We start from the raw sequence: 21,901 nt of genomic DNA, 5'->3' as shown, positions 1-21,901 counted from the left end.
TTGCGCTGTTCAATCAGGCGTTTTAACTCTGGTAACCGTTGACTGGTGGGTAGGGTATAATGTATATCCGGTTGACAAGGGCCTGCGGTGTTAAACCATTTAGTCATAATAGTTCATGTATACTCTGATTTAATTATAACTGCTATGATTGTTCACGATTGACTGTTGACGGGTCAGGGTTTAAGAGCTACGACCACCGGGAGCCAGGGGTTAGAAACCCCTGTCTAATAGCTCAAGTCGGATTTATCCGACTGGGTGTTAGAGATAACATTATAAATAGGGTTAACAATCATTGCCTAGGGTACTATATGTAACCTACCAGTCCACTTTTAGTGGACTTTCGCTATCAGACGCTTAATTTCTTCCCCGGCTAATAATGGCTGTTAATGGTCACACCTCCTCCCAGTCAACCGTCAACAGTCAACAGTCAACAGTCAACCGTCAACAGTCAACCGTCAACCGTCAACCGTCAACCGCGATGGTCAGGAGTTTAGTTGATAAAATGATTGACACCAAAACCAACCGCCCGATTTTTGGGGGATAATTCTGCTGCTAGTTGTAAAGCAGCTTGTCTACCAATTGGGGTTTCAAACACTGAGGAAAACACCGCATCAATATGATGCTGTTGGCAAAATTGGCGCAGACGGGAAGGGTAACCCGCTATCCCTGGTTTAATCACAAAAATCCCTCGCCAACCTTTTTGAAAGCAGTATTGCAGTTGTGGGAATGTGGCCACAGACTCATCTAAGGCGATCGCAGTCTGAAAACTAGCGCTTAAGTCCAACATCGCCGCCAATTCTGGGATTGGTAATGGTTGTTCCAGAAATTCCACATGAGAAACATGGTCACAAATTCCCAACCATAGTTTAGCCTCCTCATAACTCAGTCCACCATTAGCATCTAATCGCAATTTAGCTGTAGGGGGTAAACTCCGGGTTAATAAATCAAAGATTTCCCACTCCCTAGAAAACTCACCCACGCCAATTTTCCATTTAAATGCACGGTATCCTTGCTCCCACAGGGGTTTCCACTTACTTAACGCCCCATCCCCTGCTGGTAACAATCCACTATAACGGAGAGATTGAGGGTATCTGAGTAAATTACCCATTGCTTCCCAAGCTGACTCAAAAGCAAACTGACAAGCGGGTAAGGTATCGGGAATTGAGAAAATCATCTCCCGTGTAATTATCCCTGGTAATTGGCGACAAAAATCTATAGCTTCCTCTAGAGTCTCCGAACCAAACCAACTAATAGGCGCAATTTCTCCCCAACCACAGTTACCCCCAGCATCACGCAAATGAATGATTACACCCTCACGGATACGCCAAACCCCATGATTAGTCACCAATGGTTGTAAAAACCGCCTCCTATAACAACGAAAATCAAAGTTAAAAATCCTAACCACCCCCCAAGATAAACCCCAAACCCAACAGTAAACAACAGCAAAAATGTAAATTAACTGCAATAAACTTACAATTACTCACCTTTTCTGGGAGATGATGATTTTTTTGCACATGGTGACATAACTGTAAAGCCAAAGGTAAACTGAGCCAACTAAGCAGAGTCCAGAGTGGGAACACCCCCCAGACAACAAATAACAAAATCAGGGGATAAATACTACCGGTAAACCAATAGAGGACTTTTGCAGCTTTGGCGGTTCCCAAACGCACCACAGGCGATCGCTTACCTGCTGCTATGTCATCCTTAACTTGGTGAAAGTGCGAGCAAAATAAAATTAAACTGGTAGCAATGCCCACAATCACAGAAGCTGCTAAACTACTCATAGACCAAGTTTGAGTTTGGCTATAGTATGCTGCTGTTATCGCCAAAGGTCCAAAGGCAAAAAAACAAATAATTTCCCCTAAACCTTGGTATCCTAAGCGAAAAGGTGGCCCTTGGTATGTGTAGCCCAAAGCACAGCAGACCAAGATTAAACCTATCACCGTCGGGTCTTGCTGCCAAGTAGCAATGGCGATGATTCCCAGTAAACCAGCCAATAAACACAAGTTACCTAACCAAAATATTAATAACTTTTTGCCAGTTAAGTTAACTAAAGAATGATGTTTATTTTTATCAATTCCCGTTTCCGCATCAAAAACATCATTACTAATGTTTTCCCAAGCTAAAATTAAAATTGCTGCCCCTATAAAAGTAGAAAATACTACTAAATTAAATCCTTTAGTTTCCGCAAAGGCTACTGCTGTTCCTACCCAAATGGGCATAATAGCAACAGTATACATTGGCGGTTTAATTGCCGCCATCCATAATTTAATTTGAGGATTTACAACCTGCTTTGTAGTCATCAGTCCTTATTAATGAGATTATAGCTATCTTACTCATATCTAAAATTTTACGGGTTCTGGAGACACCAGCGCCCATCCAGGTAGTGCAAAACCATCCTGTGCTTTACTAAAGACTAGTTAAGTGCCAAACTTATGGTATTTACTGTGGTTGGTTCACCCAAAACTCACAGATAACTGTTTAGCTTATGGGAACACCATCAATACAGCAAACCATACTCTGGTGAATTGGCAACTGAATATGCTACCTGTAGAAATACCACCACGTTTAATTACACTTTAGGAAGTTAACTTAAAAAAACTTTACTATTGCTAGACCCATGACAGTTTCACCATGTCGCAGCAACTTCTTTGTTACACACAAAGACCTATACCATTTTCTGTGCAAAGTTCAGGAAAATTGCCTCAAAAATAATTGTGGGCAAATTGTGAGTATTTCCCTGAATATTGACTGGGTAGATCCATTGGTTGTGTTGAATAAATTTACGCATAAAGAGGATATAAATTTTTATATTGAGAACCAGGCTAAGGGAGAAGCGATCGCCGCCATTGATCCGGTGTTAAAACTAGAAATTGATGGCAAACAGCGTTTTCAGCAAGCTGAATATTTTATTAAATCCCGTCTCCAAGATATCAAAAATTTTGGTATAACTGAGCAGAGTTTTAGTGGTCCCCACTTTTTTTGTTATTTCAGGTTTTTTGAGTATAATTCCCAAATAGACTACCCATTTCCATCGGCAACAATTTTTTTACCACGTTGGCAAATAGCAGTTAAAAATCAACAGTGTATATTAGTTAACAATATAATTATCAATTCCAACAGGAATGTAGAAAATATCCTTGAGGATTTGCACGATAAAATCAAGCAAATTCAGTCATTAGAATCTACTGTGAATAAATGGGATCAAATACCAAATAAATTTAGCAAACAATCTGTAACTAATCCTCAAGACTTTAAAAGAGCAGTAATATCTGCAGTAGAAAAAATTCGCACCAGTGACTTAAGTAAAATTGTCCTAGCCAACGCCTTAGATGTGAAATCCAGCAACAGTTTTAATTTATTCAAATCCTTACAGAATTTGCGGGAAATACATCCTAATTGTTATATTTTCTCTACCAGTAATGGCAAAGGACAAAGCTTTATTGGTGCGAGTCCCGAACGACTAATTAGTATTAATAATCAAGAATTAGTATCCGACGCTTTAGCCGGTTCTGCACCCAGAGGTACAACAGATGCAGAAGATGCAGCTAACGCCAACCGCTTACTAAATAGTATCAAAGAAAGACACGAACATTCTTTAGTGATTGATTTTATTACTCAACACCTATCACAGCTAGGTTTGTCACCCAGGGTATTAGCACCGCGACTGAGACAATTATCTAACATCCAGCATTTATGGACGCCCATTACAGCCAGAGTTCCCCCTCACGTTCACCCCTTAAGGATAGTATCCCAACTTCATCCTACCCCAGCGGTTGCCGGTGCCAGCAGAGATTTTGCCTGTGCAGAAATTCGTCGCTATGAAAACTTTGAGCGGGGTTTATATGCTGCACCTCTAGGTTGGATAGATGGTAGGGGGAATTGTGAATTTATAGTTGGGATTCGTTCAGCATTAATAGATGGCGATCGCGCCAGGCTGTATGCTGGTGCTGGTATAGTTGCTGGTTCGGATCCTGAGAAAGAATTTGCAGAAGTGCAGCTGAAACTTCAAGCCCTACTCAAAGCATTAGTATAGAGATATAGCTGTTTTGGTCTGAGTGAGGTTAATTAACCGCAATCAGGCTATGATACCTTAATGATCAAATATTCTTGGTGTCCTTTGGTCTTTTGGCTGTTAATCCTTGTTTTTATCAGCAGGGTCACCTTCAAAAGGTTGAACCCCCGTCGCTGGATAGTCATCATCTCTAGGACTAAAAATTCTGCTCACAGCTTCCGAAATATAGTTCATTGATTGCTGAGGAATATTTTTAATTGATTGAAGTATTTCCCTGACTCTTGCTGAACTAGACATAACATGATCTCCTAAAACACCGAATCAAGTAAACATTTATCTGTGTTCATCTGTAATTACCCAGATATTGATACCCACACTCACACAACAGCTTTGCTTAATTGGGCTTGCAACCCCGCCCAGGTCACACCCGCTAAACTAGGTAAAACAACATGAGCCGCACCAACTCGTTCACACGGACCTAGACCCACAGCCCACATACCAGCAGCTAGAGCTGCTTCTATACCCGCTGCTGCATCTTCAATGACTAGACATTGCTTTGGTGGGACTCCTAATTGCTCCGCTGCATATAGGAATAAGTCCGGTGCGGGTTTAGGTTGTTGTACACTATAACCATCAGCGATCGCATCGACTTGATCAGCAATTCCCAAACGCTCCACAACCATCTGGGCATTTTTGCTAGCTGAACCAATAGCGATTTTAATACCCTGTTGTCGCAACTCATCCAACAAAGCGATCGCACCTGGTAACAAATCTTTGGGTGTAATATTAGCAATCATCTCCACATAGTAGCGGTTTTTGCGCGCCAACATTGCCTGAATTTGGGACTCTGAATATTTTTTATTCTTAATGATTAACATTAAAGAAGCCCGACGGGATATACCCCGCAAAGCTTCATTAGCTCCTCGATTAAACTCTATACCCTCTTCATCTGCTAGTTTCCGCCAAGCTAAATAGTGATATTCAGCCGTATCAGTTAAGACACCATCTAGGTCAAAAATTACCCCGTGGATGGGGGAAGAAGAGGGCGCAAATAAAATCAATCCTTTGTGACTTTCCCCCTGAGTAATTTGGGGACGTAAATTGAATTCGTGCCATTCACCCCGCCAATGCAGTTTAAACCTCAGACCAGTCCACCCCTGGGGTAAATGAGGGTTAGCCGCAGGGCGACTGTCCCTGAGTTTAATTCCACCAAAACCAAAAACCACAGCTTGCCAAATTCCCCCAGCATTAGCCCCATGAATACCATCAGCAGTGTTACCGCGGGTGTCCTCAAGATCGATCATTGCTGCTTGCATAAAACGTTGATAAGCTTCTGCCCGTTTTCCTAAATCTGAGGCTAAGATGGCATGAATTGCCGGACCTAAAGATGAACCATAGGTAATATCCGTGCGGGGTGCGTAGTAGTCCCAATTTGCTTGTAATGATTTTTGATTGTAGGGGAAATCTCCCAATTCCCGCATCATATATAAAAGCATTAATACATCTGGTTGCTTGAGTACCTGCAACTTATTAGTTTTTTCGATCCCCAAAATGGCCTGCATGGACTGGGTGCGTGGTTCATAGTCCTTCAGGTTAATATCTTCCAACTGGAAAAATCCCTGGAACTGCTCTATTAGTCCTGTTGAAGAGTCGTAAGGAATCCAGAGTTTAGCGGCGATCTGCTGCCATTGGCTTTTCGTTTCAGGGTTAAGTTGTAGTTGTTCGTCTAATTCCTTGGCTCTTTCCGGGAAGCTTTGATGCAGCCAGTCATTAACTATGACCGCTTTTTCTAAATGCCATTGCACTATCCGGTTAGTAAAGGTGTTATTGTGAACAAACTCGTGATACTCATCTGCTCCTATTACCCCGAGAATTTCATAGCGGTCTTGCTCAGAATTGAACTCAACCCGACTAGCCCAAAAAATGGCGGTATCTAAAATAATCTCTGCACCGCACCTTTGCATCCATTCATGATCACCAGTTGCCTGCCAATAATACCAGACACCATAAGAAATATCTGAACTAATGTGAATTTCGTGGTCACGACACCAAATTCTGATATCATTACCGTAAAAATCACTAGGAAGCGACCAACGTGGTGTTACCTCATCCCCCGTAACAGCACTTTCCCAAGCATACATCGCCCCTTTATAACCATAATGGGATGCTTTACGTCTGGCACCATTTAAAGTGTGATAGCGGTAACTCAGTAAATTACGCCCTAGGGCTGGTTGGGTAAAGATAAAAAAGGGCAGAATAAAAATTTCTGTGTCCCAAAAAATATGACCACGGTAGCCAAATCCCGAAAGGGTTTTAGCGGGAATACTAACTTTTTCATCATGTCTGGGGGCGGCAATTAACAGCTGAAACAAATTGTAACGGATGGCAAAAGCGGCTTTACTATCCCCCTCTATGGCAACATCACTGTAGTGCCAAACCTCATCCCATGCTTGGGCGTTGGCTTGCCGCAGGGTGATATAGTCTGGTAAGTGCGCGAGTTTTTCTTGAGCTGCTGAGACTGGTTGCGAAATTTCCCGCGAGGTAAAAACTGTGACTACCTTCTCTACTGTCACTGTCTGCTGTGGTGTAGCCAGAAAGGTTGCAGTTACCGTGGGGTAGCCAGGAGCAGTATGCACTTGTAAAGCGGATTCAGTTCCTAATAATACCACCCTTGCAGCCATACCAATATCAATCCGCGAGCCGCGAGTTCTGCTGTGTAACCAGATTCCTGCTGCGGTTTTACCCTGGTCGATTGCTTCCCAGTGGTTGAAACCTTGATTTTCTGGGTAGCCGTTAATACTAGCCTGAATTTCGACTACCCCATCAAAATTTACAGGCGTTATATGACAGAGTTGCCCTAATACGTGCTGATCAGCTAAACTAGCAAATCGTTCAAACTCAATGTCTATGGTTTGCCCAGTGGGACTACACCAGCGTACAGAACGGCTGAGAATCCCTTGACGTAGGTCTAATTGTCGATCATACTGTAATATTTCTCCCTCATGGAAACGGAAGCGATCGCCATTAATATTGAGTATCAATGGTAACCAGTCTGGACAATTTGCGAGTTCAGTATAAACTACAGGAACATGATCATAGACACCGTTGATAAAAGTAGCTGGTAATGCACGAATATAGCCTTCCTCAAAACTCCCCCGTGTTCCCAGGTATCCGTTACCGATGGTGAAGATGGTTTCTCTCGAATGTAACTGCTCAGGGTCAAATGCAGTTTCAATTAATATCCAATCTGTATATATGAAGTGGTTATTATAATCACTTTTTTTATTCATCTTCAATCCCTGTGCTAAATTCCCAATTAGGAAGGAAAACTTTTTACTTTTTAACGATCACAGAATTCCGCATATGTTGTTCTAAAATCATTTCGGCTCTGGGTTTAAAAATCAGGTGGAATAATGTTTCTATATATCTATGTTTGGCTGCATTATTTTCAGGAGCGGCAAAGTTCCAAAAGCTAAATATTTTAGCCAGCAAGAGCATTTGACTATTGTTGATTTGCCAATTATATTTATGTAGAATACGTTGGCTCATGCTTTGGGAAAATTCTCCCCATAATTCGGGTTGAGTATCACATTTTTCTATGAAGCTCAAAATTTGGTTTGCTGTTTCTTTTTCGTCTGTAGGGTTAATATGAAATCCATTTTGCTGTTCTTCAATAACTTCTACAGCACCACCAAATTTAGTCACAAAAGTGGGTAAACCGGAAACCATGGCTTCCAGAATGCTGCGACCAAAGGATTCAAACCGGGCAAAGTGAACATAAATTCCCTGAGCATCCGCAATGACTCGGTAGGCTTCTCCTAGCTCACGACTGGGAAGACGCATCCCTATACAGCGTATATGGCCGTGTAGCTCATATTGATTAATTATGTCATGGAGTTTTTGAATTTCCTCTGCTTCTCTGGGGTTGGTTGCTTCGGTGGGATACAGTTTACTAGTAATAAAAATCAGATTACAATGCTCTTTTAAGGCTGGATTTTTGCCAAAACATTCCGCTAAACCTGTAAGATTTTTCACTGAGGTGATGGGGGCAACATTGAGGATGGGTCGCTTATGAGGGTGGTCTAAATGACCGAGAATTTGGGGATGTTTACGAGTAAATAGTAAATCATGTACTTTGTTGGTAAATTCAACATCCCGCCTATGTTTGTGGCTATAAGGGAAAAAGACATTTTCACTGACACCAGGGGGTACCATGTTGAATTTAGGGCTAAATAAATCAATGCCATCAACTACATGATATAGCTGGGGCATGGTAAAACACTTGTATGACTCATATTGCCCTATTGTATCGGGGGTGCCGACAATTTCTTGATAGGATGAAGTGATGATAAAGTCCGCAGCATTCATACTGATTAAGTCAGCGGTAAATTGTGCGGAAAAGTGATAATGTTCTTCTAAGTCCTGCCAATATAGATTACTAAATAAATGTTTGGGTTTTTCTAAAGTGTGGGCAATGTTGCACTGAGTGACTTTCAGGCTTTGGGAAAGGAGGGAGGCTACTAAATTACCATCACTATAGTTACCAACAATCAGATCGGGACAACCTTGAAATTGAGCTAATAGTTGTTTTTCTGCATCCACAGCAAATTGTTCTAAATAAGGCCAAATGTCATATTTAGAAATCCAATTATTGGTAATCTCAGGATTGAATTCACCAAAGGGAACTCGCAAGATCCAAGCGTTTGCAGTGTCATCAATTTTCTCTAGCCGCAAATTACATTCTGTACCTTCACAGTTAGGAATAAGTCTAGTAAGAATAATTATATGGGGGTGAATTCCCAATAAGTCTAGACCTGCTAGTTTGATTTCTGTTTGCAGTTGATTTTCCAAGCTGCGGGCTTGTTCTAGGACATAAATCACTTGACCGAGTGTTTCATCTCTACCTAAAACGTCCTGTTGAGCAACCCAACCATGTATGGAAATGAGAACCACGCGAAAAATAGCAGGAATGCGGGTGACAAATGCTTCTAAGATAGCGGGTTGGGGACTGCGTATAAGTTGTTCTAACAGTTCTAGGGTTTCGGATATGCGCCCAGATGTATTACCCCACCCCGGTTCAAAACCTAGTTCTTGTAGGTGAGGGCGAAAATTGGCGTAGGGTTCTTCAGGGGGTAATTGCTCCAGAAATTTTAGGGCTTGTTTAATTTGCTGCGTGAGGTGGATACCGCAGGGAATGCGATCGCTAATTAGCAGGGGTTTTTGATCATAAGTTAGTTGATATAATGCTTGAAATAACACCTCTAACCAATAATTGCTGTCAGTCAACAGTTGATCGCATAAGTAACGATTGAGAAAGGCTAATCCTTGACCAATGTTTCTGGGGTCAGTAATTCTGGTGGATTGGGGGTAAAAGGGTTGAAAGTCAATTTCTAGAATGTGGGGTTGGTAGCGGTTAACCAGGCGATCGCTGACATCTAACCATGCTTGGGGTGTCATTGGCTCAAATCTAGAGCAGTCAGCTTGCAGTCGCCACACTTCCTGACTAGCAATCCTGGGGCGAAGAACAAACCAAGTACCTTCCGATTCTAAAATCATCTCATGGGTATTGTGAATTAATCTGCCAACAGAAGAAGAGTAGTAAAAATAAGCGGGCTTTTGCTTCCTTTGACAGTAATCCGCAAAAATATGTAAAATCTCGTTTCTTAGGAAGTAACGTTTATTGGTAGCACTTAATTGCAAAATAAACTGACATAGAGTGATTTTTTCATCTGTGTCTAAACAAGTCACCAAACATTCATACATGAGCAACTCCAGCACAGTATCAGGTCACGACCTCAAATGTGATGCTAGAGGTACATTTCCCATATTTATATTCATATAATAGATAGTATGAAAGCTGTTCACTTCTGGCTTCAGGATGAAACCCTAGCAATTCACTCTATACCTTCAGGTTGTCAATATAGTTACTTCCCCTAAAATCTACGTCCCATATGATTCCAATGAACTCTTAGACAGTGGTGATAAAAAACCCTTTGCGCCCCTTTGCGCTTACCTTTGCGCCCCTTTGCGTTTAAAACTTAATTCCCACCCACTGAGTCACAGGGGACATAGCTCGCCAACCTAAAAACTTACCAATAGGTTCAGCTCTTTGAATAGAAACACGAGTTAAATTACCACCAACTTGATTATACCATTTAAATAAGGTTTGCTCCCCTTCTATGGTGACAACATTAGCTACCAACCGCCCACCGGGACGTAATGCTGTCCAACAGGTATCAAAAAGGTCTTCCGCGGTGACTCCACCGCCGATAAATATAGCATCCGGTGTAGGTAAATCTTTTAGGCTTGATGGTGCTTGACCGGGAATAATTTTGAGGTGGGGGGTTCCTAAAGCGGTGGCGTTGTCTGCAATGTACTTTAGTCTACCAGGATTCTGTTCAATGGCGATCGCCTGACATCGGGAATTAGTACGCATCCATTCAATGGAAATTGAACCGCAACCCGCGCCGACATCCCATAATAGTTCTCCGGGAGTGGGGGCTAATTTTGCCAAGGTAACCGCCCTGACTTCTCGCTTAGTTAATTGTCCATCGTGATGATAGGCATGATCTGGTAATCCTGGTAATCTGGGTAAGGGTATTACCCCAGGATCGGCAATACAATTAACTGCGATCGCATTGAGAGGGGCAATTTCTGTTTCACTCCAAGATGCGGCTGTACCTTGTACAATTCTTTCCTGAATACCACCCAGATGTTCTAGAACAGTAATTTTACTACCACCATAACCGCGATTTGTCAAGATTTCGGCAACAATTGCCGGTGTGTCTTTTCCGGCGCTCAAAATTAACAGTTGGGCCTGGGGATAAATGTAAGACTGGAGAAGAGACGCGGGACGACCGCACAAACTCAAGGTTTCTGTTTCGGTTAAAGACCATCCTAGTTTGGCACAAACGAGGCTGAAGGTAGAAGGCGCAGGGATGATGGTGATTTCTTCTAGGGGGAATTGTCGGGTAAGGGTGACACCGATACCGTAATATAAGGGGTCACCGCTGGCTAATACACAGATTAATTGACCACGACGGCGGATAATTTCTGCTATTGAGGTGGTAATGGGTGATGTCCAGGCTATCTTCTCTCCTCGGTACACTCCCGGTAACATGGCCAAATGGCGATCGCCCCCTATAATCACCTCAGCTTGGTCAATCAGGGAACGTGCGATCGCACTTAACCCCTGTAACCCATCTTCACCAATACCAACAATCGATAGCCATTTACCTGTCATAGAAGCTGATAATAATTTCACTAGATGTGGTAGTTTTTCCGCTCCAAAATTGCGGAATTTTCCAACTTTTATGAGTGTGTTATAATCAATGTGCATTACAAGTTTTACACAAGTAATATATGGTAATATATATTTACTTGACTTGGTTAAATTTCATAATTAGGTTGATTATTAATTGAAAATTAAAGCGTTGGATGTCAAAGCAGGCGATCGCATTATTGCCTACTGTAAGAATAAGATGCAGGTTTGCAAGGTGAAGCGCATCTTGGATCCTGGTTCCACTAATATCACACTATTGGTGTTTACATCTGAGCATTATCGTGGATGCTTAGTTTCCTGTGTAGTGCGGTTCCAGCCTGACACCTTAGTTGATTTAGTTAATTTTGCGTAATTACCCTAAGTAATTATTATAGGGTTAATGGAGGTTGTAAATACACTATCCAGATATAGTCAGTACGATATTTAAGTGAATATTAAAAAAAATGCAGCATCCGGTGGGCTGAATACCTGATCATGTTAGATTAGTAAGGAAATAGGTTGGGAAACTCCGGTGTAATTCCGGGACTGTGCCGCAGCTGTAATGGTAAGACCAAAGCAGAATGTTCAGTTTTTTTACTTGCCAAGTCAGAATGCCAACCGTAACAGTGTCATGAAGACACATTATCTACTACCTGCGTCGCACAGGGAAGGAGTGAATATTTTGCTGTCCGGTTTTGCCTTATGTCCTGGATTATTTTATGATACACCAGCCCAAGATGGGATATTATATCGCATCAGAATACCAGGTGGGATTCTGGATAGTAAACAATGTCATGCGATCGCAGATGTAGCGGAGAATTATGGGGGTGGTTATGTGGATGTGACTAATCGCGCTAACCTCCAAATCCGGGAGCTGCGTTCGGGAATAAATATCAGTGTTCTCCAGAATTTACAAAATATAGGTATTGGTGCTGCTAATTTCGCTGTTGACCACATTCGTAATATTATGACCAGTCCTACGGCTGGTATTGATACCCAAGAATTAATTGATACCCGTCCCTTTGTCCAAGAGTGGGATAATTATATCGCCGCACACCCCAACCTATCAGGACTATCGGCAAAATTTAGTGTTGCTTTTGATGGTGGTGGTAAAGTTTCCGTATGCGATCGCCTCAACGATATCATGTTCGCTGCTGTTTTAATTGATGGTAAAGTTTATTTTCGTCTGTGTCTGAGCGTCGGCGATCGGGGAAAACCACCCCTTGATATGGGAATTGTATTATTGCCAGAGCAATGTTTACCAGTTTTAGCAGCTTTGGCTGAGGTTTACCGAAATCATACCGATGCTCACAGTGGACGCAAGCTGCGTTTGCGAGAGTTATTAAATAAATTGGGTTGTGAAAGTTATCTTAAAGAAGTTGAAAAACTCTTAGCTTTTAAACTCACTCTCCATCAGCGCTTTGACACAACCAATTCTTCATCCCGTCTCGTTACCGAAAACACATTAAACTTTAAGTATCCACATATCGGCGTTCATCCCCAGGGTCAGCAGGGCTTATTTTATATTGGTGTGGTTTTACCTCTGGGTCGGCTAGAAAGTCAGCAAATGCGGAGTTTAGCTGATTTAGCAACAGAATTTGGTAGTGGGAATCTCAGGTTAACTCCTTGGCAAAATCTGCTGTTGACTGACATTCCTCGGCGATCGCTTCCCAATGTTAAGCATGAAATAGCTACTTTAAATTTAGATTTCTCAGGGAGTAATATCAATAGTGCATTAGTGGCTTGTTCTGGTAATCAAGGTTGTGCAGCTTCAGCTACGGATACGAAAGGTGACGCTTTGATCTTAGCAAATTATCTCAAAACTCATGTTAGCCTCAATTACCCCGTTCATATTCACTTTAGCGGCTGCGAAAAATCTTGCGCCCACCATCGTAATAGTGATATTACTATGCTTGGTGTCAGCCTAGAATCAAAAAATGGTACTTTGGGAGCTTATCAGATTTATGTTGGTACAGGTGAGAGCAACCAAAAATTTGGTCGTCAACTTTATGAATATGTGAGTATGGACGAGATACCTGTATTGTTAGAACAGATGTTACAAGTGTATAAAATGCAATGCCGAAACAGCAATGAATCCTTTGGAGAATTTGTTAATCGATATGAGATTGAGCAATTACAGTTGTTGTTCTCCCCAGTGAGGTAGGTTTATTTCTGCTCCCATTCACTATTCACCATTAACTATTCCCGATTTTCCCATGTCTGACTACATCCGAGATGCTAAAGAAATTTACAGTAAGTCCTTTGAGATCATCAGATCGGAAGCCAAGCTGGATATGCTGCCGCCTGATGTAGCAAAAGTTGCTGTACGCCTGATCCATGCTTGTGGAATGACTGATATTGTTAATGACTTGGGATATTCAGCCGATGCGGTAAAGCGTGGACGCGCAGCACTAGCAGCAGGTGCGCCAATTCTGTGTGATTGTCGAATGGTTGCTGAGGGTATTACCAGACAGAGACTACCAGCAAACAACCAAGTTATTTGTACCCTTTATGATGTGGAAGTTCCAGCCCTGGCTAAACGGTTGGGTAATACCAGATCAGCTGCAGCGGTGGAATTGTGGCGCTTGCACTTAGATGGCGCAGTGGTAGCAATTGGTAATGCACCTACAGCACTATTTCACCTTCTGGAAATGCTCGAAGAAGGATTTTTCAAGCCAGCGATTATTTTAGGTTTTCCCGTGGGATTTGTGGGCGCTGCTGAGTCAAAAGCAGCACTAGCAGTAAATAGGCACAATGTACCATTTTTAACTTTATATGGTAGGCGTGGTGGCAGTGCGATCGCAGCTGCAGCAGTTAATGCCCTAGGAACAGAGGAAGAATAATTATGCCAACCAAAGGCCGCCTCTATGGAATCGGTGTAGGGCCAGGTGATCCAGAACTACTGACATTGAAAGCACTGCGACTATTACAAGCTGCTCCTGTGGTGGCTTATCAGTCCGCAGTAGATAAAGACAGTATAGCGCGGGGTATCGTCTCTCAATATCTGTCGGGGCATCAAATCGAAGTCCTGTTTCACCTACCCCGCGCCTTAGAACCAGAAACGGCAAGTGCCATTTACGACCAAGAAGTTGCACCCATTGCCGAACATCTAGCCGCAGGACGTGATGTGGTGGTTTTGTGTGAAGGTGACCCGTTTTTTTACGGTTCTTTTATGTATGTTTTCACACGTCTATCTGAGAAGTACCAAACGGAAGTTGTCCCAGGAGTTTCCTCACTCATGGCTTGTCCTGTGGCTTTGGGTGTACCTTTTACCTATTACAACGATATCATGACCGTTCTCCCCGCCCCCATGCCAGCCGAACAATTAATCACCCACTTGCTAGCAACCGATGCAGCGGCGATTATGAAATTAGGTCGCCATTTTACCAAAGTGCGAGATGTTTTACATCAATTAGGGTTAGCATCACGGGCATTATACATTGAGCGGGCAACAATGGCACAACAAACAATTATACCCCTGGATCAAGTTGATCCAGATCAAGTCCCTTACTTCTCAATGATTATCATCCCGACTAAAAGTCGGCTATAGATTTACCAACCAGTTCTGCTCATGGCGCTAATTTATAAACTCAGTAAAGTACCATCTTCTTCTGAATACATAACCGGTTTAAATAGAATTAGCGATCGTATAAATGATACACAAATTCGGCTACTTCAGGAGCAGTATTATAGTCCTAATCGCACAGTTACAGCTACACAACTAGCCAAATTAATTGGTATCAAAGGTGGTGTTCCAACTGTTAACTCTCAGTATGGCAAACTAGGACATCTGTTTTGTGATGCAATTGGGTTTGAACCACGTCATTATATCAACGACAAATATTATTGGTGGTCTGTTTGGTCTATTGGTCATGCAACCCAACATAATTTTTTATGGGAAATGCATTCAGAAGTTGCTGAAGCTTTAGAGTTCTTGGGTTGGGTGAGTAAAGAAGCTGGCTCTGATGCTATTTTTCCTGACGAAGTTAGTCCTCAAGAGAGATTTTATGAAGGCGCAGTCCATAAAGTTTCTGTCAACGCTTATGAACGAGACCGCAAAGCTCGTGAAAAGTGTATTAGCCACTATGGTTATAGCTGTTACGTTTGTGGTTTTAACTTCGGTGAAGTCTTTGGAAAATTGGGTGAAGGTTTGATTCATGTGCATCATCTGCGCCCTCTTTCTGAAATTGGTGAAGAGTACGCAGTTGATCCCATCAAAGATTTACGCCCTGTCTGTCCCAACTGCCATGCAATGATTCACCGTCGTTTGATACCATTGACTATTGAGGAGCTAAAAGCACTAGTGCAACAATCAAAAAATCAAACTACCTAGCTATAGGTCATCTTATAAATTGGAAATGCGAGTTTCTCAGGGATCATCTGGACAAATTAGGTTAATGTATTTAGTTAATGAAAGTACTTGTAGCATTAGGCTAGTTTAAATTTATAGTCATGAGCAGTTTGCCAAACCCCCGACTGACAGAGATTTAAAAAGTGTTATTCAAGAAATATTAGACTGTTAGCGCCCAATTATCTGTTTCCATCTGTGGTTTAATATAAAACATCTAATTAAATTAAATAATGATCAAGATTGCACCTGCCATTGTGGTACTTAGTCAAAACAGCGTCCCACTAGCCCGCCAAATCATCAGCATACTACAGGGTGGGACATTATACGGTTTGGCAGGTCGCACATCTAAGGTTGATATTACATTCACGAATTTTGGTGAAACATTACGGGAATTATTCGCACAGGGAACACCCTTAATTGGGATTTGTGCAGCTGGTATTCTCATTAGAACCATAGCGCCCATGCTTTCTGATAAAAAACAGGAACCCCCAGTATTAGCAGTAGCTGAAGATGGGAGTGCGGTGGTTCCCCTGTTGGGTGGACTCAATGGGGTGAATGATTTAGCGCGACGCATTGCGGAAGTCCTGGATGTGAAACCAGCAATTACCACCACAGGTGATCTTCGTTTCCGCACCGCTTTATTATCTCCCCCACCAGGGTATCATTTAGCTAACCCAGATGACGCTAAGAAATTTATCTCAGATTTATTAGCCGGGGCGCAAGTTAAGCTAGAAGGTACAGCCCCTTGGTTGAGTAATAGTCAATTACCCATAGACCCAGATGGTAATTTGACCATCCAGGTTACAGAAAGCTTAGTCACCCCCGCACCCGACCGCCTTGTTTATCACCCAGCAACTATAGCAGTTACCATCAGTGATATTGTTGATCTAGGCTTAATACAACAGCTGTTAGCAGATGCAGCCCTAGACCCAGCATCACTAGGGGGTATTTTTGCAGATATTACCTTGGCTGCAAATCCAGCCACAGAAGCCATTGCTAACGCCTTTAAAGTACCTATTCGCTTTTTTACCTCAAATCAGTTAGAAAAATTCATCTCACAAGGTTATAGCCCTGCCCAAGCCATGGCTCTTATGGTAACTGGCTCCTCTGGATTATCCTCCCCATGTCCTCACCTCAGAATTGCCATTGCTCCAGCCCCTATTGATACCAGCACCATCGGTCAAGCCAGAGGGCGGTTAGCGATTATTGGTACTGGTCCGGGTGGTTCTCAGTGGATGTCTCCAGAGGTGAGAGAAATACTTAAATCTGCCACTGACTTAGTGGGTTATAAAACATATATCAACTTAATTGGCTCTCTGGCTGAGGGTAAACAACTCCATGAGTCAGACAACCGGGAAGAAATCGACCGGGCGACAATGGCGCTGGATTTGGCAGCAACAGGGCGATATGTCGCTGTAGTTTCCTCTGGTGACCCTGGTATCTATGCAATGGCTGCGGCGGTATTTGAGGTGTGCGATAAAAACCCCAAACCGGAATGGGAAAGTATTGATATTCATGTTGCACCGGGTATTTCCGCCATGCAAGCCGCAGCGGCGGCTATTGGCGCACCATTGGGACATGACTTCTGCGCCATTTCACTATCTGATATTTTAAAACCCTGGTCAATTATTCAACAACGCATTGCTGCGGCTGCTCAAGCAGATTTTGTCATAGCCTTTTATAACCCTGTGTCCAAAGATCGCACTTGGCAACTAACAGCAGCCAGAGAGATTTTACAGCAATATAGAACACCAGATACACCAGTAGTATTAGCTAGAAATCTCGGCAGACCAGGGGAAGGTGTCAAAGTTATTCAACTACAAGAGTTAACACCAGATGCAGCGGATATGCGGACTGTGATTTTAATTGGTTCCAGCCAAACCCGGACAATTCACCGCCGGGATGGGACTATCTCGGTTTATACACCAAGGCGATACAGTGAATAAAAGTTATGGGTATCAGCACCGATAACAATTCTCACTGTTCATCGCTTAAGTCTGTTGGGTATGATTTAGACATGGCTCAAGTAACTCTGTCGCCTTTTTATCTACTGACAGAATATCGTTACTTGAGCTTTTCTTGACTTGACAAATATCCTCTAAAAACAGGATACAATTGAAACAATATTTTCTCATTTTTGATTTTCGTAACTAAATACCTTTGTTGCAAAGACTGTAAAGCATTATTAAAATCAATAACAGATAAACTTAAATGCAGTTTTAAATCTTCTCTAGAAACAGGAATACCAAAGTTAATCAAACTCAACACTATGTCTTTTTCTTGTGTTGATAAACGGTTATATATTGCCTGAAATCGAGATTGCATTTGATTAGTGATCAGCAAAGTATCATCAGATAAAAATTCACAAACATCACCATCATAATTATTATGGATTAAGCCAATCACACTTTTTAAATCATTGAAATTACCAGCATATAAATTAATTAATTTAAACCATGATTCCTGATATTGTAAATCTGTATTTCCTAAAATATCAACATCATACAATCCAGATAGTTGTAAACACTTAATCGGATAAAATTCCTGTTCTAAACATTTCATTTCTGGACATTGTTCTTGACTAATAACAATTACATGACTTTGATGTTTAAATTCAGTAATCATGGTCAAAAAATTCTGATAATCTTGATATTCAGATTTGTATTGTCCAGCAAATTTACCAGGAATAAATATATTTTGAAAATCATCAATAACAATTAAACATTTATGATTACAAAGAATAGAAAATAATTGTTTTAATTGTTTATCTAAAGTTTCTTCAGGTTGTTGTTGACAAACATTCAAAATATCACTGACCAGTAAATCTAAAGACTGAGGATATTTTAAACTTCTCCAAATAACAACGGGAAAATTATTGAGGTTTAAATCTACGAATCTTTTAACTAAAGTCGTTTTACCAACACCATATAATCCTAATACAGAAATTAACCGAGTATTTTGGTTAAATATCCAATCAGATAGTTTTTCTAATTCTTTTTCTCGCCGATAAAAATTGATAATTTCAGGAGCAAAAGTTAAATCATAAGCAGATAATTTATATTTACTATTTATATTACCTGTTTTTTCTGGTTGACTTGGATTATTTAAAAGTTGAGAACTAAAATTAAAACAATGACTATTACCAATACAAATATTTGGATTTTGGAATGATTGAATATATATCCTTTCTATTGTAGAAGAAAAATTAGATTTTTTTATATCTTGATTTAAGATATCAGATAAAAGTTGCCATAATTTAGATCCTATATCTGCTATATGATTAGTAGTTAAATTATATTTGTGAGCCATATCATCATAAGATTTCCTATTCCATGTACCTTCAACAACAGCTATTTGTATATCATCTAGATGTTTTCCCGTCTTCTCGAAAACCATCTGATCAACAAATTTTACAACTTCATCTACAGTCATAAAATGTATACATAGTAAGGGTTTCAGTAATTATAGCAACAACAGAACCTAATTTTACCTATATTTTCCTAACTTATACATAAGAATTTATAGAAAATCTCCCAATCAAATCCTATTTTTTCCAATAGACAGATGCTTATAAATTGTTTTATAGATGGTAATTAAGTGGCCAAATAAACTTAGTATTATTATTCTTTAGTATTACTTAAAGAATCCGATTATACTTCTAGCCACTTAGTAGAGTAACTAAAAATTAATCAAAATGTCTGAATTGAGCAATGAACCAAAAACCATCAAAACCCCTCTAAATATAGAGGTTAATACTGTCACCATAGCTAAATTTGGTCAAACAGGTACAGGAAAAACAAGCTTGTCTAATGCTTTATTTGGAGTAAATTGGCGTACAGATTATGCTGTTGCTTGTACTCAAACCGTCAGTAAATACCAGGGTAAGATGTTACTAAAAATTCCTCAATGCAAAGATTTTACCTGGCAAATTTGCGACACTCCCGGTGTTGGTGAAAGTGAATGTGCAGATGAGCAGCATTTTGAGGAAATTTATCAAACCTTCCATCAAGCAGATGTAATTATATGGGTGGTTCAAGCTGATACCCGTGCATTTGCAGAAGATCAAAAAGCAATCCTCAAACTAACCGATAATAAACAAAAGATTCCCAAAGCTCATTATGTCATAGTTTTGAATCAGATTGATCGAGTACATCCTGAAAATTGGGACAGCGAAAAAAATCAACCATCACCGGAACAATTAGCTTTAATCCCAGAGAAAATAAACATTGTTTATCAAAGATTTTCTCCTTATCTACCCATTCAAATAGAACATATAATCCCCTGTTCTGTTGTTAATAATTATGGGTTGGATAACCTTGTTAATAGCATCAACAAATTTAATTATCTAGTCAATACAAATAACAACTTGAATTAAAGGAGTTAAAAAAATGGAACTTTCACCAAAAATACAAGAAATTGTAGATAATTTACGTAAACTTTTAGGTGGTGAAGAATTTAGATTTTTTGAGAGTTCAGTACAAAAAGAAATAGCCAAACCTCCCAAAGTAGCCATTATCGGTAAAACGGGTGTTGGTAAAAGTACCACCATTAACGCCTTATTTGGGTTACAAGAAAAAGTCAGTCACACCACACATGGAACAACAGAAGCAAGTAAAAAAATAATTGAATTACCCCAAGGAGGAAAATTAGAAGTTATTGATATGCCAGGACTGGGGGAAGATATAGAACTAGATAAAGAATACACTGAAATTTACCAGCGAACTTTACCAGAAGCAGACGTTGTTCTCTATGTTATTCAAGGCAACTTAAAAGCATTAACAGAAGATGAAAAAATACTCAGAGACATTGTACAAAATGTGATGGGTAATTTAAAAGGTCGTCTAGTAGTGGGATTAAATCAAGTAGATAAAATAGGTCCAGGTACATGGAACACCAGATTTAATTTTCCATCTCCTGAACAGGAAGATAATATCAATCGTCGTTGTCAAGATATCCAGGAAAAGCTAAGTTCTGCCCTATCTATTGAAGTTGAACAGGTTGAATATTACTCAGCAGAAAAACGATACAGACTCTATAATCTTCTAACAGCAATTATTAAAGCATCCGGTAATGTCGGCTGGAAATTTACTATCAATCCTGCTGATCCCATTGCACTAGCAGATCCATCTCTACAAGATTTCTTGAGACAGCAATTAAAAGGTTAAGCAATTATGGGATTTGTCTCAATTGTTGTTTAACTTCAAGTTCAAGCTAGGTTTATATGTTGAAAATGGTGACTTTTTTGCTTGGTTACATGATGTTTACTTCACTTACACAGGCGGATGTTAACAAATGGCTCCTAATGATTTAACCTCAGAAGAAGATGATTTAACCCCAGAAGAAGATGATTTAACCCCAGAAGAAGATGATTTAACCCCAGAAGAAGATGATTTAACCCCAGAAGAAAAAGAAATTCTTCGAAGCTTTCGAGTACTTACTAAATCTGAAAAGAAAGCAGTTAGAGCCAGTGAAGAGGCCTTTATTAATTGGATAAAAACTTCTGTTTCGTGGGTATGGGATAAAATTAAAGGCTATGCTAACGATTTATGGAGTTGGCTAAAAGGCTTATTCTAAAAACTTTGATAAAGCAGTTTAAACAGGAGTAAAGAATGGAATTATCAGATGAAGAGAAAGAAATTATTAGGCGTTATCGTCTACTTTCTGATGCGGAAAAAAAATCTGTGCGTGCCAGTGAAACCGCGTTTAAATCATGGATTGAAAGTGCTATACCATGGGTTTTGACAAAAATTATTGAAATCGGTATTTCTGAAATATTACACCGTTTGATCTCGTTGGTTTAATTGATTTTAATCCTTCGCCCAAAATTTACCATATTTTGGGCTATTTTTATCACCTCTTTCTTAAAATTCAACACTTCTGAATAAATGGGTAACTGATTGTCAATCAATAGTCACCCATTTTAATAATATAAAATCGCCAAAACAAAAACCCCATCTCAATAAACCAAGAGAGGAGGCTTTTGTATTGAATATTAAACCTGGCATCGAGCTATTTTTGCGGAGGGCTACCCCTCAACTATCGTGGCCGCTGCAGCGTTTCACCTCTGAGTTCGGGAAGGGATCAGTGTGGTTCCACCGCGCCATAGACACCAGGAAAGAGTGGTGGGTCAGAGACCCTGAAGACTGCAAGTAACGCGAAAACCAGAGTGATGAGGTCAAGCCCTCGGTCTATTAGTACTCCTTTGCTACATACATTACTGTACTTCCACATAGAGCCTATAAACGGGTGTTCTGCCCGTGACCTTACCTACTTT

General features: G+C 40.6%; 19 protein-coding genes, 2 rRNA genes and 1 riboswitch. Of the genes, 12 read left to right on the top strand and 9 right to left on the bottom strand.

What is annotated here, in order from left to right:
- Nucleotides 1-490 precede the first annotated feature (490 nt).
- Together PN457_RS14385 and menA are read right to left on the bottom strand one after the other, a co-directional pair.
- Nucleotides 491-1,405 (bottom strand): o-succinylbenzoate synthase, encoded by a 915-nt coding sequence (locus PN457_RS14385; RefSeq protein ID WP_271734059.1) that lies wholly within the window; start codon nucleotides 1,403-1,405, stop codon nucleotides 491-493.
- Nucleotides 1,398-2,303, bottom strand: coding sequence for a 2-carboxy-1,4-naphthoquinone phytyltransferase (gene menA, locus PN457_RS14380; RefSeq protein WP_271734058.1), 906 nt, complete (start codon nucleotides 2,301-2,303; stop codon nucleotides 1,398-1,400). Before menA ends, PN457_RS14385 begins: the two co-directional genes overlap by 8 nt.
- Before the next feature lie 121 nt (nucleotides 2,304-2,424).
- On the opposite strand from menA, the gene PN457_RS14375 reads away from it, so the two are divergent.
- Together PN457_RS14375 and PN457_RS14370 are read left to right on the top strand one after the other, a co-directional pair.
- Complete coding sequence (locus PN457_RS14375) at nucleotides 2,425-2,583, top strand: hypothetical protein (RefSeq protein ID WP_271734057.1); 159 nt, start codon at nucleotides 2,425-2,427, stop codon at nucleotides 2,581-2,583.
- 37 nt (nucleotides 2,584-2,620) lie between these two features.
- Nucleotides 2,621-4,036, top strand: coding sequence for an isochorismate synthase (locus tag PN457_RS14370; RefSeq protein ID WP_271734056.1), 1,416 nt, complete (start codon nucleotides 2,621-2,623; stop codon nucleotides 4,034-4,036).
- Nucleotides 4,037-4,135: 99 nt separating this feature from the next.
- On the opposite strand, the gene PN457_RS14365 is transcribed toward PN457_RS14370, so the two are convergent.
- From PN457_RS14365 to cbiE, 4 genes are all read right to left on the bottom strand, one after another.
- Nucleotides 4,136-4,312, bottom strand: coding sequence for a hypothetical protein (locus tag PN457_RS14365; protein ID WP_271734055.1), 177 nt, complete (start codon nucleotides 4,310-4,312; stop codon nucleotides 4,136-4,138).
- Between the two features lie 80 nt (nucleotides 4,313-4,392).
- A complete protein-coding gene (pgmB, locus tag PN457_RS14360) occupies nucleotides 4,393-7,305 on the bottom strand; it encodes a beta-phosphoglucomutase (RefSeq protein WP_271734054.1) in 2,913 nt (970 codons plus the stop codon).
- Between the two features lie 43 nt (nucleotides 7,306-7,348).
- Nucleotides 7,349-9,778: a sucrose synthase gene (locus PN457_RS14355; RefSeq protein ID WP_271734053.1), complete on the bottom strand. Its 2,430-nt coding sequence runs from the start codon at nucleotides 9,776-9,778 to the stop codon at nucleotides 7,349-7,351.
- A gap of 268 nt (nucleotides 9,779-10,046) precedes the next feature.
- Nucleotides 10,047-11,258: a precorrin-6y C5,15-methyltransferase (decarboxylating) subunit CbiE gene (cbiE, locus tag PN457_RS14350; protein ID WP_271734052.1), complete on the bottom strand. Its 1,212-nt coding sequence runs from the start codon at nucleotides 11,256-11,258 to the stop codon at nucleotides 10,047-10,049.
- A gap of 175 nt (nucleotides 11,259-11,433) precedes the next feature.
- On the opposite strand from cbiE, the gene PN457_RS14345 reads away from it, so the two are divergent.
- From PN457_RS14345 to cobJ, 6 genes are all read left to right on the top strand, one after another.
- On the top strand, nucleotides 11,434-11,649 hold the full coding sequence (locus PN457_RS14345) for a hypothetical protein (RefSeq protein WP_271734051.1): 216 nt from the start codon (nucleotides 11,434-11,436) through the stop codon (nucleotides 11,647-11,649).
- Nucleotides 11,650-11,782: 133 nt separating this feature from the next.
- Nucleotides 11,783-11,901, top strand: a riboswitch (adenosylcobalamin-variant (AdoCbl-variant) riboswitch).
- A gap of 6 nt (nucleotides 11,902-11,907) precedes the next feature.
- Complete coding sequence (gene cobG, locus PN457_RS14340) at nucleotides 11,908-13,440, top strand: precorrin-3B synthase (RefSeq protein WP_271734050.1); 1,533 nt, start codon at nucleotides 11,908-11,910, stop codon at nucleotides 13,438-13,440.
- Nucleotides 13,441-13,492: 52 nt separating this feature from the next.
- Nucleotides 13,493-14,119: a precorrin-8X methylmutase gene (locus PN457_RS14335; RefSeq protein ID WP_271734048.1), complete on the top strand. Its 627-nt coding sequence runs from the start codon at nucleotides 13,493-13,495 to the stop codon at nucleotides 14,117-14,119.
- A 2-nt stretch (nucleotides 14,120-14,121) separates the two neighbouring features.
- Nucleotides 14,122-14,826: a precorrin-2 C(20)-methyltransferase gene (locus tag PN457_RS14330; RefSeq protein ID WP_271734047.1), complete on the top strand. Its 705-nt coding sequence runs from the start codon at nucleotides 14,122-14,124 to the stop codon at nucleotides 14,824-14,826.
- A gap of 21 nt (nucleotides 14,827-14,847) precedes the next feature.
- The gene (locus tag PN457_RS14325) at nucleotides 14,848-15,609 is read left to right on the top strand and encodes an HNH endonuclease (RefSeq protein WP_271734046.1); all 762 of its coding nucleotides are present in this window, start codon (nucleotides 14,848-14,850) and stop codon (nucleotides 15,607-15,609) included.
- A gap of 248 nt (nucleotides 15,610-15,857) precedes the next feature.
- Nucleotides 15,858-17,573 (top strand): precorrin-3B C(17)-methyltransferase, encoded by a 1,716-nt coding sequence (gene cobJ / locus PN457_RS14320; protein ID WP_271734045.1) that lies wholly within the window; start codon nucleotides 15,858-15,860, stop codon nucleotides 17,571-17,573.
- Nucleotides 17,574-17,691: 118 nt separating this feature from the next.
- Here cobJ and PN457_RS14315 read toward each other — a convergent pair whose 3' ends face one another.
- On the bottom strand, nucleotides 17,692-19,059 hold the full coding sequence (locus PN457_RS14315) for an NB-ARC domain-containing protein (protein ID WP_271734044.1): 1,368 nt from the start codon (nucleotides 19,057-19,059) through the stop codon (nucleotides 17,692-17,694).
- 262 nt (nucleotides 19,060-19,321) lie between these two features.
- Here PN457_RS14315 and PN457_RS14310 point away from each other — a divergent pair, with 262 nt between their 5' ends.
- The 4 genes from PN457_RS14310 to PN457_RS14295 all read left to right on the top strand — a co-directional run bounded on the left by PN457_RS14310 (nucleotide 19,322) and on the right by PN457_RS14295 (nucleotide 21,428).
- Nucleotides 19,322-20,002 (top strand): GTPase family protein, encoded by a 681-nt coding sequence (locus tag PN457_RS14310; RefSeq protein ID WP_271734043.1) that lies wholly within the window; start codon nucleotides 19,322-19,324, stop codon nucleotides 20,000-20,002.
- A 13-nt stretch (nucleotides 20,003-20,015) separates the two neighbouring features.
- Complete coding sequence (locus tag PN457_RS14305) at nucleotides 20,016-20,792, top strand: GTPase family protein (RefSeq protein WP_271734042.1); 777 nt, start codon at nucleotides 20,016-20,018, stop codon at nucleotides 20,790-20,792.
- Nucleotides 20,793-20,919: 127 nt separating this feature from the next.
- Nucleotides 20,920-21,201, top strand: a complete 282-nt coding sequence (locus tag PN457_RS14300; protein WP_271734041.1) for a hypothetical protein — start codon at nucleotides 20,920-20,922, stop codon at nucleotides 21,199-21,201.
- Between the two features lie 35 nt (nucleotides 21,202-21,236).
- Nucleotides 21,237-21,428 (top strand): hypothetical protein, encoded by a 192-nt coding sequence (locus PN457_RS14295; protein WP_271734040.1) that lies wholly within the window; start codon nucleotides 21,237-21,239, stop codon nucleotides 21,426-21,428.
- 195 nt (nucleotides 21,429-21,623) lie between these two features.
- Here the strand turns inward: PN457_RS14295 and rrf are convergent.
- Nucleotides 21,624-21,741, bottom strand: a 5S ribosomal RNA gene (gene rrf, locus PN457_RS14290).
- Nucleotides 21,742-21,798: 57 nt separating this feature from the next.
- Nucleotides 21,799-21,901 (bottom strand): 23S ribosomal RNA (locus PN457_RS14285); the annotation flags it as partial.

This window comes from Anabaenopsis arnoldii (genome assembly GCF_028331025.1).
In the GTDB taxonomy this organism is placed as follows: domain Bacteria; phylum Cyanobacteriota; class Cyanobacteriia; order Cyanobacteriales; family Nostocaceae; genus Anabaenopsis; species Anabaenopsis arnoldii.
Note: the sequence above shows the minus strand (reverse complement) of the source record. Positions and strands in the feature narration are given on the sequence as shown.

What these genes read in the sequence shown, in the direction of transcription:
- cobG (WP_271734050.1), top strand. Translation starts at nt 11,908, where the DNA reads ATGAAGACACATTATCTACTACCTGCGTCGCACAGGGAAGGAGTGAAT.
- cobJ (WP_271734045.1), top strand. Translation starts at nt 15,858, where the DNA reads ATGATCAAGATTGCACCTGCCATTGTGGTACTTAGTCAAAACAGCGTC.
- pgmB (WP_271734054.1), bottom strand. Translation starts at nt 7,305, where the DNA reads ATGAATAAAAAAAGTGATTATAATAACCACTTCATATATACAGATTGG.
- PN457_RS14330 (WP_271734047.1), top strand. Translation starts at nt 14,122, where the DNA reads ATGCCAACCAAAGGCCGCCTCTATGGAATCGGTGTAGGGCCAGGTGAT.
- menA (WP_271734058.1), bottom strand. Translation starts at nt 2,303, where the DNA reads ATGACTACAAAGCAGGTTGTAAATCCTCAAATTAAATTATGGATGGCG.
- PN457_RS14315 (WP_271734044.1), bottom strand. Translation starts at nt 19,059, where the DNA reads ATGACTGTAGATGAAGTTGTAAAATTTGTTGATCAGATGGTTTTCGAG.
- PN457_RS14295 (WP_271734040.1), top strand. Translation starts at nt 21,237, where the DNA reads ATGGAATTATCAGATGAAGAGAAAGAAATTATTAGGCGTTATCGTCTA.
- PN457_RS14310 (WP_271734043.1), top strand. Translation starts at nt 19,322, where the DNA reads ATGTCTGAATTGAGCAATGAACCAAAAACCATCAAAACCCCTCTAAAT.
- PN457_RS14325 (WP_271734046.1), top strand. Translation starts at nt 14,848, where the DNA reads ATGGCGCTAATTTATAAACTCAGTAAAGTACCATCTTCTTCTGAATAC.
- PN457_RS14300 (WP_271734041.1), top strand. Translation starts at nt 20,920, where the DNA reads ATGGCTCCTAATGATTTAACCTCAGAAGAAGATGATTTAACCCCAGAA.
- PN457_RS14335 (WP_271734048.1), top strand. Translation starts at nt 13,493, where the DNA reads ATGTCTGACTACATCCGAGATGCTAAAGAAATTTACAGTAAGTCCTTT.
- PN457_RS14305 (WP_271734042.1), top strand. Translation starts at nt 20,016, where the DNA reads ATGGAACTTTCACCAAAAATACAAGAAATTGTAGATAATTTACGTAAA.
- PN457_RS14365 (WP_271734055.1), bottom strand. Translation starts at nt 4,312, where the DNA reads ATGTCTAGTTCAGCAAGAGTCAGGGAAATACTTCAATCAATTAAAAAT.
- PN457_RS14355 (WP_271734053.1), bottom strand. Translation starts at nt 9,778, where the DNA reads ATGTATGAATGTTTGGTGACTTGTTTAGACACAGATGAAAAAATCACT.
- cbiE (WP_271734052.1), bottom strand. Translation starts at nt 11,258, where the DNA reads ATGACAGGTAAATGGCTATCGATTGTTGGTATTGGTGAAGATGGGTTA.
- PN457_RS14370 (WP_271734056.1), top strand. Translation starts at nt 2,621, where the DNA reads ATGACAGTTTCACCATGTCGCAGCAACTTCTTTGTTACACACAAAGAC.